This window comes from Bacillus sp. CCNWLW194, assembly GCF_037120585.1.
GTDB classification, from domain to species: Bacteria; Bacillota; Bacilli; order Bacillales; family Bacillaceae_G; genus Bacillus_A; species Bacillus_A basilensis.
In genome coordinates this window covers 1-13,758 of the sequence record NZ_JBBBBL010000024.1, presented here as the reverse complement: position 1 = coordinate 13,758, position 13,758 = coordinate 1, and the positions used below count along the sequence as shown (strand labels likewise).

13 protein-coding genes and 3 pseudogenes are annotated in these 13,758 nt (G+C 34.3%); 2 read left to right on the top strand and 14 right to left on the bottom strand.

What is annotated here, in order from left to right; all coding sequences use genetic code 11:
- Positions 1-95 precede the first annotated feature (95 nt).
- From menA to V7S50_RS30920, 6 genes and pseudogenes are all read right to left on the bottom strand, one after another.
- On the bottom strand, positions 96-1,007 hold the full coding sequence (menA, locus tag V7S50_RS30945; protein ID WP_242256746.1) for a 1,4-dihydroxy-2-naphthoate polyprenyltransferase: 912 nt from the start codon (positions 1,005-1,007) through the stop codon (positions 96-98).
- 252 nt (positions 1,008-1,259) lie between these two features.
- A complete protein-coding gene (locus V7S50_RS30940; protein ID WP_242256744.1) occupies positions 1,260-2,255 on the bottom strand; it encodes a CgeB family protein in 996 nt (331 codons plus the stop codon).
- A 531-nt stretch (positions 2,256-2,786) separates the two neighbouring features.
- Positions 2,787-3,635 carry a hypothetical protein gene (locus tag V7S50_RS30935; protein WP_242256742.1) on the bottom strand — a complete coding sequence of 283 codons (849 nt, stop codon included), beginning with the start codon at positions 3,633-3,635 and terminating at the stop codon, positions 2,787-2,789.
- Between the two features lie 227 nt (positions 3,636-3,862).
- Positions 3,863-4,180: pseudogene (locus V7S50_RS30930) on the bottom strand (insertion element protein); the annotation flags it as partial.
- A pseudogene (locus tag V7S50_RS30925) lies at positions 4,168-4,248 on the bottom strand (DJ-1/PfpI family protein); the annotation flags it as partial. The pseudogenes V7S50_RS30930 and V7S50_RS30925, both read right to left, overlap by 13 nt.
- A 54-nt stretch (positions 4,249-4,302) precedes the next feature.
- Positions 4,303-5,286: a phosphotransferase gene (locus tag V7S50_RS30920; RefSeq protein ID WP_242256738.1), complete on the bottom strand. Its 984-nt coding sequence runs from the start codon at positions 5,284-5,286 to the stop codon at positions 4,303-4,305.
- A gap of 148 nt (positions 5,287-5,434) precedes the next feature.
- Between V7S50_RS30920 and V7S50_RS30915 the strand changes: the two are divergent.
- Positions 5,435-5,905, top strand: a pseudogene (locus V7S50_RS30915) (hypothetical protein).
- A gap of 223 nt (positions 5,906-6,128) precedes the next feature.
- Here V7S50_RS30915 and arsC read toward each other — a convergent pair.
- From arsC to V7S50_RS30880, 7 genes are all read right to left on the bottom strand, one after another.
- Positions 6,129-6,533 carry an arsenate reductase (thioredoxin) gene (arsC, locus tag V7S50_RS30910; protein WP_242256737.1) on the bottom strand — a complete coding sequence of 135 codons (405 nt, stop codon included), beginning with the start codon at positions 6,531-6,533 and terminating at the stop codon, positions 6,129-6,131.
- 25 nt (positions 6,534-6,558) lie between these two features.
- Positions 6,559-7,599 carry an ACR3 family arsenite efflux transporter gene (gene arsB / locus V7S50_RS30905; protein WP_242256736.1) on the bottom strand — a complete coding sequence of 347 codons (1,041 nt, stop codon included), beginning with the start codon at positions 7,597-7,599 and terminating at the stop codon, positions 6,559-6,561.
- 18 nt (positions 7,600-7,617) lie between these two features.
- Complete coding sequence (locus tag V7S50_RS30900; RefSeq protein ID WP_242256734.1) at positions 7,618-8,055, bottom strand: ArsI/CadI family heavy metal resistance metalloenzyme; 438 nt, start codon at positions 8,053-8,055, stop codon at positions 7,618-7,620.
- A 60-nt stretch (positions 8,056-8,115) separates the two neighbouring features.
- On the bottom strand, positions 8,116-8,421 hold the full coding sequence (arsR, locus tag V7S50_RS30895) for an arsenical resistance operon transcriptional regulator ArsR (RefSeq protein WP_000046018.1): 306 nt from the start codon (positions 8,419-8,421) through the stop codon (positions 8,116-8,118).
- Between the two features lie 509 nt (positions 8,422-8,930).
- Positions 8,931-9,440, bottom strand: a complete 510-nt coding sequence (locus V7S50_RS30890) for a DinB family protein (RefSeq protein ID WP_242256733.1) — start codon at positions 9,438-9,440, stop codon at positions 8,931-8,933.
- A 540-nt stretch (positions 9,441-9,980) separates the two neighbouring features.
- Positions 9,981-10,274: a hypothetical protein gene (locus tag V7S50_RS30885; RefSeq protein ID WP_242256731.1), complete on the bottom strand. Its 294-nt coding sequence runs from the start codon at positions 10,272-10,274 to the stop codon at positions 9,981-9,983.
- A gap of 5 nt (positions 10,275-10,279) precedes the next feature.
- Entirely contained in the window at positions 10,280-10,480 is a 201-nt protein-coding gene (locus tag V7S50_RS30880) for a helix-turn-helix transcriptional regulator (RefSeq protein ID WP_050845654.1), read from the bottom strand.
- A 750-nt stretch (positions 10,481-11,230) separates the two neighbouring features.
- Between V7S50_RS30880 and V7S50_RS30875 the strand changes: the two genes are divergently transcribed.
- Positions 11,231-12,391: a serine hydrolase domain-containing protein gene (locus V7S50_RS30875; protein WP_242256729.1), complete on the top strand. Its 1,161-nt coding sequence runs from the start codon at positions 11,231-11,233 to the stop codon at positions 12,389-12,391.
- Positions 12,392-12,691: 300 nt separating this feature from the next.
- Here V7S50_RS30875 and V7S50_RS30870 read toward each other — a convergent pair whose 3' ends face one another.
- A complete protein-coding gene (locus V7S50_RS30870) occupies positions 12,692-13,420 on the bottom strand; it encodes a GNAT family N-acetyltransferase (RefSeq protein ID WP_252209159.1) in 729 nt (242 codons plus the stop codon).
- Positions 13,421-13,758 lie beyond the last annotated feature (338 nt).

Genomic DNA, 13,758 nt, shown 5'->3' with positions numbered 1-13,758 from the left:
TGTTCTTAACGTTAAACAAAAGCAAAATAAAAACCCCAATCTCTCAATAGTAAAATTGAGAAATTGGGGTTAAGTTACTTAACAATATTTTTCATTTAAAACCAATAACTAATTAATAATCCTGCTGATAATAAGAAGCCGAAAATCGTATTTGTCATCGCTGTTGATTTCATGGCGATGCGCATATATCCGGGATCCTTTGCCCCTTTTTGGAAACTTTGAATGGCAGAGATTGGTTTTCGTAAACCTAGGAACATCACTAATGCCCAAGGACTTATATAACCCATCAATACAATTACAGCGATCCATAAATAAGCAATGAAAAAGGCTATAGCTAGTGTTACTATTGCTTTTTCTCTCCCAAGGAGGATTACTAATGTCTTTCTTCCACCTTTAATATCTTCTTCAATATCTCGGATGTTATTTGACATGTTGATTGCACCGACTAAAATTCCAATTGGAATGGAAATCAATACACTTTCAGTCGTTATCGTATTCGTTTGAATAAAGAAAGCAATGAGTACAAAACATGTCCCCATTAACAATCCAGAAACTAATTCTCCAAACGGAGTGTACGCAATTGGTAATGGACCACCTGTATATAAATAGCCAACCGCCATTCCAATTAAACCGATGACGACTAACCACCAGCTACTATTCATACAAATATAAACTCCAATAATTGCTGCTACTACATACAATAAAAGCGCAACTGTTAAAACATTTTTTGGTTTCAATCCATGACGGACAATTCCGCCACCGATGCCAACAGAATCAGCGGTATCTAATCCACGTTTGAAATCATAGTACTCATTAAATAAGTTCGTTGCAATTTGCAGTGCTAAACATGCAAGCATCATCGCAATAAATAAAAGCCAATCAATTTTGGCAACATAAAGTGATGCGACTGTCCCTAAAATTACAGGAGAAAACGTCGCCGTTAACGTATGCGGGCGCGTCATCTTCCATATTAATTTAGCGGAACTAATTTCTTTTTCTGTCCCCATAACTCTGTTCAATCTCCCTACATTTTAAGTATAAATTACTAGCAGTATCTTTCTATCTGTTTTCTGCTTCACATCCATTATAGCAAAAAATGAATTGGTGATAGAACTGTAATGCTTTTGCTTATCCCCTATCACTCTTTTTTATATGAACCAATTTAATACATCTTCAGCAATCTCTTCTGGTCTATTCCAGTGCATTAAATGCTTAATTTCATGTATACCGATGATAATTCATTCAAGTTAATGGTTAAACTACATCTTCATGCCCCTCAAATTAATATAGTTTAATAATTGTATGATTCGTTTATCATATGTGTGATATTTCAAAGTCCTATCCAGCCCCTTTTCAGCTATACGTTTTCTTTCTTGTACATGTTCCAAATAATACTCCGCTTTTTGTATAAACTCCGATGCACTATTAAAAGTTTCTATTTCAACACCTGGTATGTAATGCTTTGCTACATCTGGGCGTATATCAGTTAATTGAAAAGAACCTACGGCATTAATTTCAAACGTCCTATTATTTACTGAATATGCTTGGATATTTGCAGAGTTACAATTCAATTCCTGATCAATTAGTGAACGATGCAAATTTATATTGATTTTAGTAGATACGTAAAATTGTAACGCATCTTCATACTTTGCAAGTGGCAAGAGTTGTATTTTATCCTTTAACCTTTCATAATTCTTTAACTTCTCCCAACCGAACCCTACAATTTTTGTGTTTTTTTCTGCTAAATACTCTGAAATAGAATCAACAAAGTTAATTCTATTTTCAAATGCTGTGCCTATAAAACTAAGATCATACTTATATGTATCTTCTTTAAGAGAAGGTTTAAATACCTCGTGATTCGCTGCTAAAGGAAGATGAAACACATTCTTACATCCTATCGCCCTATAAAACTTGATACAATTTAAATCTTGCGTAAATATGTAATCATAATACGGAACAAGATTTTGTGTTACATCCGTATAATAAGGATCATCTGTTAGCCAAAGCCCAGTAGTAAACCCTGCCTTTTTTAAGAATGGCATAATATGATAAAATTCTTCACTTAAACCGCTTAGTACCAAAATAAAATCTGGTCTCATTTTTAACGCGGTTTTTATAGCTTTTTCCGGACTCACCATACTTGTATCGCTGTTTACCTTTTGTAAACTATTCAAAATTGCTGCTTCGATCATTGGATAATAAAAAGGAATTCCCGATTGAATAAATAAAATTTTCTTAGGAGTATTGCCTTTCATGTCATTTCCCCCTATTTCTACATAATCAAAGCGCACAAAAATTATCAGGCTTTATTCATTTTCGTGACATCTTACTTTACATGTATAAGCACCGTTTATGTCCATTATGTTGAACTTCCCTTATTTTATCGGCTGATGAAATTTTTGAAGGTGATGCTTCTTGTAACATTGTTTCCTCTTCTTTAGAAGCTGTCACAAAGGGAATAAAATTAGGGTATATTCAGCCAAATTATTAACCATAGAAAATGAATACATAAAAGAAAGAGCCTACTCGTATGAGTAACGGGTTCAGTTTAGGGAGAGAAAAATGCTAATAACCATTAGAAATAACACAATAATTTGTATGCATTTCGCACCCCGTTTCGCATTATAAATAGCAAACTAAAACGCTCAGAAAATATTCTGAGCGTTTTTATGTCCTTCTTCAACTAAAGTACCCGTTAGCGTAAGTACAATATTTCGCAATATGTTACTTTACGCATCAAAAACAGCGGTGCCTTTTTAAAGAATTGCACCAGTTAGTGTAAAAAGCTATTTCACCATTTGTATTGTTAACTTATCTTTTAACATTGACCTATATGAGTCAATTTCATATTTTGTATTATTGATTTTTTCTTTTTTCATTTTTAACATATCGAATATTTCTAACTCTAAATTCCTTCTAGCTTCAAGAACTTTTATCGCTCCTTCTACACCTGAATGGTTATGTTCTTTCCCATAGCCTTGATTAGTGTAATAGTCGACAATTCCTGTGGACCATTCTGGAGTTCTTTCTTTTAATGCCTTCCTAAATGAAAATTCAAGATTATCTTGTTCTACATACAATAACATTGGATTTAAATTCTCTATGATTTTTGCAACTTTCATTACATAATTTATTATTTTTTCTTTTTGTTCACCATATTTAATCATCCCAATAGTTAATGGATTTTGTATGAAACAACATTCAAAGATATAAACCTTATTGTCTTCTAGAGCAATTTCAGCAAAGTCATTCCATTTGTCAGCAATTAATTCAACATTTTTATCGAATGGTAATTCATATATATCATTTTCAAAAATAGCGTTAAATAATTCTTCTGAAAACTGATCACCAAACTCATTTTTCATCTTACTGTATGGTAATAAATAATTGCTTCCTTTTTTTAGAACTCTTTTAAGAAGCACTTCTTTAAAATCTCCACTGTTAGATAATAATCTATCGAATTCAAATTTATTAAAACAAGATACACCATCATAGTCGGCTGGGTGGTTCAAATTTCCCTCTAAAAATAGTTCAACTTCAATTTTATTTTGGCTTAGAATTTCATTTATTAGCTTTGCAGTGGTTGATTTTCCAAATCCAGGTAAACCTTCTACTATTATTAGTTTTGTATTCATAGTTATAAATCCCTTCCTTCAAAGTATTTAACCAAGATTAAAAAAATCACTTACTTCACTACAATCACCCCTTCAAAATATGATATCCACCATTTCCTTTGAAAAATTCTTCTTAAAGTATCCTGACCGTTAGTTTAAGAACATTTTTTCAAAATCTCTATCATTATTTTAACATAAATTTTCCATTTATCTTTTTAAAAAATATAGTCCACCATTATTTGAGTGAACTATGTAAAGTAAATTATATCTTTTAAGTCAAACACTTTGTCAGTAATCCCCAATCGTTGTGCTGGTGTTTTTACTGTTTTCTTTTTCCCTTCCTTTGTGGTAAATGGCATACAAAAGTTATAATGAGTTCTAAGTATCGTTAGAGCCATTTGTGCGTATTTTGCATTAAAATTAGAATAGATATAACTTTTACTATCTCCACAAGCTGTCATTAAAGGTCTTTCTAAAATAGACAATCTTCTGCGGATGTTTTGAATAAAAGCATTTACTGCATTGTTGTTTACTTCAAGTATTAAATTGGCAATATCGCTCTTTTGAGTACCCCAAACGGTGCAAAGGAGACGAGCTCTCCGAAGCCATCAAACAATACAATTTGTATTTTCATTTTTAGAACACCTCATATGGTTTCTTTTTAAACCCCAAATTAGGAGCATACATGTTATGTACAAATTAATAATGAAGATAGTCTTTCTCCCCTCACTCTATAAACTTCCAAATGTTCTTCCAATTCCCTCTCATCACTTATTACACTTAGCGTTTTCTTCACAAAATTCCAATTCAAACTACCGGATAACCATAATAATGATGGAAGTCTTTTATAATCATTTGATGTTACAATATTATGAGCCTTATACCCTTCTAAAAATGCACTAGCAACACTTGAACTGACTTCATGTGATTGTATTCCTTCTGTTCGAGAATACCACTTTAGTAAAAAGGCTAGTCCTTCAATACGATCAACATATCCAATCGATTCAAAATCTACAATTCCTTTTACCTGTTCACTTGAGTCCCATAAAACATTCAACGGATTTAAATCTGTTTGTACGATAAATTCTAATTCACTCGTATATGCGCACTCTATATGATATTTAGCTAGATTTATATACTCTCGTAATTCTTTGCAGGCGCTTGCCTTACTTTCTAGCATATGAATAAACTGGGCATACCCATCCAAATGAGATTTCTTTTGAAAAATCGAGCTTTGAAATGCATTAGAAATATCCTGAATCTTTCTTGCTTCCTTTCCGAAGGCTTTTGCTATAGCTTCTGTACAATATGTAATATGTTCTCCTTCAATCCAATTAGACAATACAAATCGGTATTGTTCATCATTCCAAGTGACAAATGTAAATGACTCTCCCGTCCTATTCTTGTTAATCTGCATAAATGGAATCCCATGCTTGCGTAAATAATACGTATACTGTACTTGCTCTATCAGTTGTTCATTTAATAACGCCCCAAAAGCTGGATTGATTGTTCGCTTACTATTTATAAATCTTGCGGAATACCGCTTTCCATTTACGATGATTTTATAGTGTAAATCTGTATGCCAACTGTTCTTATGTAATTCTTCTTCCACTGCTAATGTATGAATTTCTTTAAAATAATTCATTACTACATTTCTTATTATGTGTTTCACCCCGTTCTCTCCTTCCATACAAAAAACTAGGGTACATGTAATTCATTGTGCTTCCCATAACAAAATTTATTTCACTTAATTAAGCATACCTAGGATATTACAAATATGAAATAGAATTATAGAAAATAGTAGATGGGGGGGCCTATAATTGAAGAACTTAAAGTTTGGGGTAATTGGAGTATTATGTGTCGCTGGATTAGTTGGATGTACAGGTCATTCAACTGAAACGAAAGCTTCCAATACAGAAGTATCCACAACAATAAAAGAAAATGTATCCAAACAAATTATGTTTGAACAAAAAGAAGTGAAAAAACTTGAGATTAGTCACGTAAATTCAAAAGATGTTTACAAAATCATAAATAAAGAAAATATGAAAACAATTTTCACAAGTATGGAAAGCGCAGAGAAAAAAACACTACTTCTAGATTAAGATGCCAAAAACTATATACATTCAAAAATGAAGGTTACTTATCAAGATAATTCTATTCAAGAATTCTTTGTTTGGATAGAATCTGACGATGACATCGTAATAGCAAAGGCAAGTGATGAAACGCACGGCGAAGGGTATGATTTACGTGAGAATAATTCTCAAAAAATCATTCAGCTTTTCAAAAAATAACTTTTATTTTTCTTTTGAATAGATTAAACAATCATTTTTTCTAAACTGACTGATTTAGTATTTGTTATCAGTAACGCCTCACCATTCTTCAAAATTTCTTATCTTAACTTTGTCATTTTACAAAATATTATCTATTCTTTTTCAACTAATCCCCAATAGTGAATATGTGTAGTAAAAAAAGAGCCAATCTCCAACACAATAGAAGATTGACTCTTTCCTTTATTTACTCCCCTGTTTCAGAAAATCGCTTTATACGTTCACCAATTTCATCACGAACACGTTGAAATTCGGACCACTCTTTTCCTGCTGGATCATCAAATCCCCAGTGAACACGATTTACGTGCGAAGGTGTCGAAGGACAAACAGAATCTGCATGACTACAAAGCGTAACAACTAAATCAGCACTATTTAAAATGTTTGCATCAATTATATCTGATGTTTGATTCGTTATGTCGATATTTACTTCATTCATTGCTTTCATAGCATTTGGATTTACTCCGTGTGCTTCAATACCTGCAGAATAAACATTCCACTTATCTCCTAAATATTTCTTTCCCCAGGCTTCTGCCATTTGGCTTCGGCATGAATTTCCTGTACATAAGAAATAAATTGTCTTTTTGTTTTCCATGTTGTTTTCCACCTTTGTTTTTAAATTATACTGGTTGATCATTAAAATATTTACGCTTAAACCAAAAAGCGACGTTTACAAGTGCAATCATTACAGGGACTTCAACTAACGGTCCGATAACAGCTGCGAATGCTGCGCCCGAATGAATACCAAACACACCAACCGCTACAGCAATTGCTAACTCAAAGTTATTACTACCTGCTGTAAATGCTAACGTTGTCGTCACCGGATAGTTTGCACCAATTTTTCTTCCCATAAAGAAAGAAACAAAAAACATCACAATAAAATAAATGAATAACGGAATTGCTATTCTTACTACATCTAATGGCACACTAACAATCATTTCCCCTTTTAAAGAGAACATAACGATGATTGTAAATAGTAATGCAAGTAATGTAAGTGGACTAATCTTAGGTATAAATACCTTTTCATACCACTGTCTTCCTTTTAACTTAACTAGTACAAAGCGTGTCAACATACCTGCTATAAAAGGAATTCCCAAATAGATAAATACTGATTTCGCTACTTCTACCATTGTAATACTAACGATAGCTCCTTCAATTCCTAACCATTCTGGGATTACCGTTACAAACACGTATGCATAAACTGAGAAGAATAACATTTGAAATACCGAATTAAAAGCAACTAAACCAGCTGCATACTCTTTATCCCCATCAGCAAGGTCGTTCCAAACAATTACCATTGCAATACAACGTGCTAAACCAATCATAATGAGCCCTACCATGTATTCTGGCTTATCAGGAAGGAAAATAATTGCTAAAACAAACATAAGTACAGGTCCAATAATCCAGTTTTGTACTAAAGATAGAACTAACACTTTTACATCTTTAAATACCCGACCCATTTCCTCGTAGCGAACCTTCGCTAACGGCGGATACATCATTACAATTAAACCAACAGCAAGTGGAATAGACGTCGTTCCAACTTGCAATGTATTCAGTCCGTCTACTACACTAGGAAACACAAACCCTAAACCAATCCCAACAGCCATCGCTAGAAAAATCCATAGTGTTAAATATCGGTCTAGAAAAGATAAACGTTTCATTTTATTTTCCATCTCCTATTAACAACAAGAATTTTTTTCTACTACGTTAGAAGTCGTGCAACAAGATGGATCTTCTATTTTATGAACATCACTATCTGCTTTTCTATAAAAGAACTCCCACTCATTCCCATCCGGATCCGTTACCCAAAACTTATCTTGAACCGCATAGCAACAAGTCGTATCCATCTCATCACGCGCAAAGAAACCTTCTTTTTCTAATCGTTCTTTATGTAATGTGATTTCTTCAGCTGTCTCTACTTGAAAACCAAAATGATTTACCTGATTTCCTTTCACTTCATCTCGTACGTTCAGCGTAAAATTAAGCCCTGGCGTCTCTAATAAAAATTTTGCATAATCCGTTTTCACTTTAACTGGAGACACACCAAATACCTTTTCGTAAAATTCAATAGACTTCTCTAAATTCGTAACATTTATACCAACGTGAACATATCTCATACCTTATTCCTCCTCTTTACATGTTATTAATCAATTTTTTTTGATTAATAGTGCAAAATTTTAACAACAACTACCTTTTCCTGTTTTTCTAAAGATACAGCATAATTCTTCTGATAATAAATTATTAACTTCCGCATCATTTAAATCATAATAACTCCACGTACCCTTTGTTTCTTTTACAATTAGACCTGCGTCTAATAAAATCTTTAAATGATATGACAACTTAGATTGCGTCATTTCAAAAACTTCTGTTAAATCACATACACACGTCTGGCCTCGCTGACAAAGTTCATACATAATCTCTAAACGCTTTTGATCCGCCAACGCTTTAAACTTTTTCTCATAGAGCTGAAAATCTTGTGCCATTGTAGTTCACTCTCCCTTCATCAACTTTTTTTGATATTTATAGTATATACGCTGTTTAGTTCTTTATACAACTAATTAATCAAGTTTTTTTGATTTACAAAACCTCCCTCACATCATATCTTTGCTACAATTAAAAAGACCATAGCTTTTTCAAAAGTGAAAAACTACGGTTCTTTTTACAACTTAATAGTTACAATATTTCCGAGGTATGGAGTCTCTATAACTGTTTTAAATTTTAATTTGACCATTATAGAGTAGTGCCCCATCACCATTAAGCTAAGAAAACAAATACCCCCAAATGAGAAAAATCGATATAACTCTTGTTTTTTTGCATATGCATAAAAAGCACGTCACCCTTTCTCATTAACAGAAGAGAATAGTAACGTGCTTTTAATTTCAAAAATAGTCTAAATCCTTAAGTTGATGGTTGTGAGGCAGGACCCCAATAAGAACGGTATCTAAGGTTTCATGAGAGGTGTTAGTTCCATTCCAAAGGCCTCAGCTGATGATTAACTCAAGTACCGATTTCGGATGACCCCCATGTGATGAAGTTCGTGTCCTGCGATGCCGTACGCGAGGGCGCGCACCGTAATGCTTAGGTTGTTGGCTGTGCCCTTGCGGGTCCACGCCTCCGCCGGTAGCCCGCGCAGCAATGTGATCGTTGATTGCCGTACGGCCCGGTAGTCTTCGGCCAATTGCGCGGTTGTCCAGCTTCCGAAAGGAGGCATGAACAATTCCTGATCGAAACCAGTCAGAGGCGTCTGGTCCCCTCTTGCGAACCGGAGCAGGCGGTAGGTCATGACGCGTTCCGCGTCTGCAATGTGGCCCACGACTTCTTTCAGCGTCCATTTTCCTTCCGCATACCGATATGCGGCCTGGCTTTCGGTCAACGATGCCAGGAGCTCGGTCATTTGCTTTTCCTGGGCGAGCAGAATGTCGATGATGTTACCGTCCGGCACCAAACGGATATACTCGCCGGAACCCCCGGCGTATTCTTCTTCTGACGGTCTTTGATTCATGCGTAGTCACCTCTTTATGTAGATATAGAAAATTATAGCACTCGTCTATGTCTAATAAATTCGCGAAATGATAGAACTTCCCTTCTAATAATTGAGGATAAACAACTATTTAGTTGGTCGGTCGCCACACTATCCTGATTCGTTAGCACAATAAGCAATGCTAATCAATAATGCATAAAAATTATCTGTTATACAATACTTCGAAGATATTAATATATAAAGGTAACACCTTCTTTTTTAATTTAAAGATGAATTTTCAATTATATTTTGAAATGAACCGGAGTAAAACACACTAGTCTAACTACTTTTTTATACAAGGTTTTATGCAAAAAAGAATAGCGAAGATCCCTAGAATCCCCGCTATATCAATGATGTATAAAATCTTGTATAAGAGATAGATAGACATAGAGACAAAAAATTTAGTAAAAACAAGGATTATATGAAAAACTTGCTACCGATAATGAGACTTTATGTTAACCAATCATGTATATGATATACATGATTCTTTGTTCAATCGTCTAATAAAAAACCTAACTTATATTAGTAATTTCCCTTGTTTCTATTGATAAATATCAAAATACTACCTAACACACTTAATAAAAGTACAAAATATAACAATAAATCAGGTATAAATTCTAAAGGAACAATATCTATTAATTGAAAAATAATAATGGCAATGATACCTAAATATAATATGTTGTACAACATATTATTTGTTTTATATTGAATTTCTCTCCCTCTTTCATCTTTTGCTTCATCGCTTGATTGAAATTTTATTACATACATCTGACTGATGAATATTAAAACTAAAGATAAAGATTTTAACCACAACATATGTCTCACTCCTCCTGATAATCAAATACGTCAGTTATTGACTTTCCAAATACATTTGCAATTTTAAAAGCAAGAATTAAAGAGGGATTATATTTATTTTTTTCAAGAGTAGCGATAGTTTGACGACTAACACCCACTCTTTTTGCCAGTTCCTCTTGAGACCAACCTCTTTCTGCTCGACAAACTACAATTTTATTATGTAACAATAGTACCACCTCTTGAAATGATTGTAATTTATTTCTTACAATTCGTAAAGTATTTTTAACAATTTTTTTTTGTAATTAAAAACACGTACAAAAAATAGCCCTTTATTTTAAAGAGATAGATACTTGAACAAAGGTGCCACATTTACTTCCTATATCGAGAATTATGTAAATAAGCTGTCCATGTGGACAGCTTATTATTTTTTTGCTTAGCGTGCAAAATTCGCTTCTTGTTGGCGGTACCCCATCGCTATCAACTTAAGAATTAATTGTTCCCCAAAACGAAAAAAAGAAACATAGAAGTGAAAAACCCCTGTTTTTCTTTTTGATAAATATATTTATTGGAAAATACTTTGAACTTTCGGGTACAGATGCTCCTTCTATCCTATTATAGAAGCTATTTTGAACGTAAGTAATTTGTAAGGAATAGGTAAGAAAAAAGAGATTTTCATTGTGTAGGATAAAAATATAAGGAGGTGTGAAAGGCGGAACAGATATGACTTATATATGAAAAACAAACCAGTAACAAGAGTGTTTCAAGGAAAAGAAGTAATTTCTGGGGTTAACATACATGTGGAAGAAAAGGGATTTACCGTTTGTTAAGACAGAATAGCCTTTGTAAAAATAATAATTATGAATATGATTACGAATTTAACTCTGACTTTTTTGTCATTGTTGGAGATGATAGCTGTGTGATTAATACGAAACAGCAAGCAACTAACTTTACAATTTAAATAAAGGAGAGGATGCTTTATGAAAACATGCAGTAAAATTACATGTGCAAGTCTATCACTTTTAATAGCTGGAAGTTCCCTGTTATACATAACACCAGCCTCAATTGTAAAAGCAGAACCCACGCAAAATGTATCTAGTTCGTTACAAACAAGTAATCAAAGCGATCGTACTTCCGTTAAGAAAGCAATGCGGGATTCACTCCAACTTGGATACCCTGGAATACTCGCTCAAATTTCTAAGGGTGGTAAAAATTGGAGCTATGCCGCCGGGATAGCGGATCTGAGAACCAAGAAGCCGATGAAAACAGATTTTCGCTTTCGCATTGGCAGTACGACGAAGACATTCATTGCAACAGTTCTACTTCAATTGGCTGAAGAGAACCGCTTGAATCTAGATGACTCCATCGAAAAATGGTTGCCTGGCGTCATTCAAGGAAACGGATATGATGCTAACCAGATTACGATTCGGCAGATATTGAATCATACAAGTGGGATTGCTGAATACTTAAAGTCAAAAGACTATGATATTATGGATACAAAAAAATTGTATACGGCTGAAGAATTAGTAAAGATGGGAATTTCTCTTCCACCAGACTTTGCTCCAGGTAAGGGCTGGTCTTATTCAAACACAGGATACGTAATACTGGGTATCCTTATTGAAAAAGTAACTGGAAACAGCTATGCGGAAGAGGTTGAAAATCGGATTGTTGAGCCGCTCGAATTGTCGAATACATTCCTACCTGGTAATTCAACTGTTATTCCAGGTACCAATCATGCCCGTGGATATGAAAGATATGACGGAGAAAGTGAGCTAAAAGACGTTACTTATTCTTACCCAGGTAGCTCGGATGGAGATATGATTTCTACTGCTGACGATTTAAACAAATTCTTCTCTTACTTACTCAGTGGCAAATTACTGAAGGAACAGCAACTAAAACAAATGCTTACTACAGTTCCTACAGGAATTGCTGAAATCGGCAGATATGGTCTTGGAATCTATGAAACTAAACTTCCAAACGGTGTCTCGATATGGGGACACGCAGGTGCCTCTCCAGGGTTTTCTACTTTTGCTGGAGGCACACTTGGAGGCAAGCATACATTGGCCATCAATTTGAATGGCCATAAAACTAGTCGTTCTGATCCTTTTAAAAATATTTTACTTGCTGAATTTAGCAAGTAGGTAAAAAGGAAAAACAGATAAATCTTCCCATAGTTTTTATAGTTAAAAATATACATTTCTGGTTCGAAAAACTTATTCTAAAAAAAATTTTGGGGATTTTGGAATTACGGAGGCAAGCCAATGTTATTAAGCTAATAAAACAAAATACTCCCTAAAATAAAAAAATACGCTATTCTTTCTGTAGAATCATAGAAAAGGATGGCGTATTTTTAAACTTGGGGTTAAAGAAAGTTCTTAAGTTGATGGACATGTATGGTGACCCCTACAAAGAAATATTTATATTCCTCCTAAATGAAGCTCTTAATCAGTGGAGTCGGGAGATATCACATTCCACTTTCCAAACAATGTCAAACCAGCAGCTTTAGCCAGAGACACAGATTCCTGGTTATCAAGCTGACATCGGTACTGGGGTTCGTATCCCTGAATACAGGCGTACTTACAGATTGAACGTACCACTTTGCGGGCGTGCCCTTTTCCTCTAAAAGGAGCCAGAGTCAATACACCGAGATCCGCAATTTGTGCATTCCCCCATGGATACATGCTTGCGGCGCTGACCAGGCGATCTTGCTCAAAAGAGCCGAACACCGCCCAGTGATCTAATTCCACATAAGCATTATCCAAGTCTTGTTCTGAGGCAGAGGACTGGAACTCGGAGAAAACAGTATCAGCTTTCTCTGTTAATTGGCGTAATCCACTCTCCAGTTTCTCTTGTAGCAATACGTTCTTATCAGTTTCTGAAAAATAAAAAAGATAATCTGCTCCATGCAGAATGATTCCCTCTCGATTCAATTTTTGGAGAAAGGTTCTCTCAGATAGATCTTTTAGTTGATACAGGCCTATTTTATCTGCCATAGCAGGCGTCAGGACCGCCAAAACCCTGCCGTCGGAAGTTTCTAGCACCATGACACGTCTGTCTGTGCTCAAATTAGGATTGATGGTGACAGTAAAAACTTCATCACTATAGAAGACGTCTCCCTTCAAGAATTGCCCCCACCAAAAGTCAGTTATCGTTTGTGAAAATAAAGACATACTTCTTACCTCCCATAATTGCATTCTGTTTAAGAATACCATAAAAACTCTGAATATTTCGCGTATTTTAATCCGTTTTTTATGAAGTCCTACTCCATTAAATGGCCCGGTTGCTGAACTAACCATAAATAAATTTCTGTTAATCAACAGCTTCTTCTTTTGAAATAATAATTTCGAAAATACGCATTTAATTATTATATTTCTGTATATACATATTTTATAAAATTATTTGTATAATATACCACCATTTATAAAAAAGATAAGACCCCCTAAGGAGCCTTCCTCCGACTTGAACCACTTTAATTTTAATAATATGTATTGGACTCCCATCCAAATAT

Coding starts and splice junctions, on each gene's coding strand:
- menA (WP_242256746.1), bottom strand. CDS start 1,007: ATGGGGACAGAAAAAGAAATTAGTTCCGCTAAATTAATATGGAAGATG.
- V7S50_RS30940 (WP_242256744.1), bottom strand. CDS start 2,255: ATGAAAGGCAATACTCCTAAGAAAATTTTATTTATTCAATCGGGAATT.
- V7S50_RS30935 (WP_242256742.1), bottom strand. CDS start 3,635: ATGAATACAAAACTAATAATAGTAGAAGGTTTACCTGGATTTGGAAAA.
- arsC (WP_242256737.1), bottom strand. CDS start 6,533: ATGGAAAACAAAAAGACAATTTATTTCTTATGTACAGGAAATTCATGC.
- arsB (WP_242256736.1), bottom strand. CDS start 7,599: ATGAAACGTTTATCTTTTCTAGACCGATATTTAACACTATGGATTTTT.
- V7S50_RS30900 (WP_242256734.1), bottom strand. CDS start 8,055: ATGAGATATGTTCACGTTGGTATAAATGTTACGAATTTAGAGAAGTCT.
- arsR (WP_000046018.1), bottom strand. CDS start 8,421: ATGGCACAAGATTTTCAGCTCTATGAGAAAAAGTTTAAAGCGTTGGCG.
- V7S50_RS30890 (WP_242256733.1), bottom strand. CDS start 9,440: ATGAATCAAAGACCGTCAGAAGAAGAATACGCCGGGGGTTCCGGCGAG.
- V7S50_RS30885 (WP_242256731.1), bottom strand. CDS start 10,274: ATGTTGTGGTTAAAATCTTTATCTTTAGTTTTAATATTCATCAGTCAG.
- V7S50_RS30875 (WP_242256729.1), top strand. CDS start 11,231: ATGAAAACATGCAGTAAAATTACATGTGCAAGTCTATCACTTTTAATA.
- V7S50_RS30870 (WP_252209159.1), bottom strand. CDS start 13,420: ATGTCTTTATTTTCACAAACGATAACTGACTTTTGGTGGGGGCAATTC.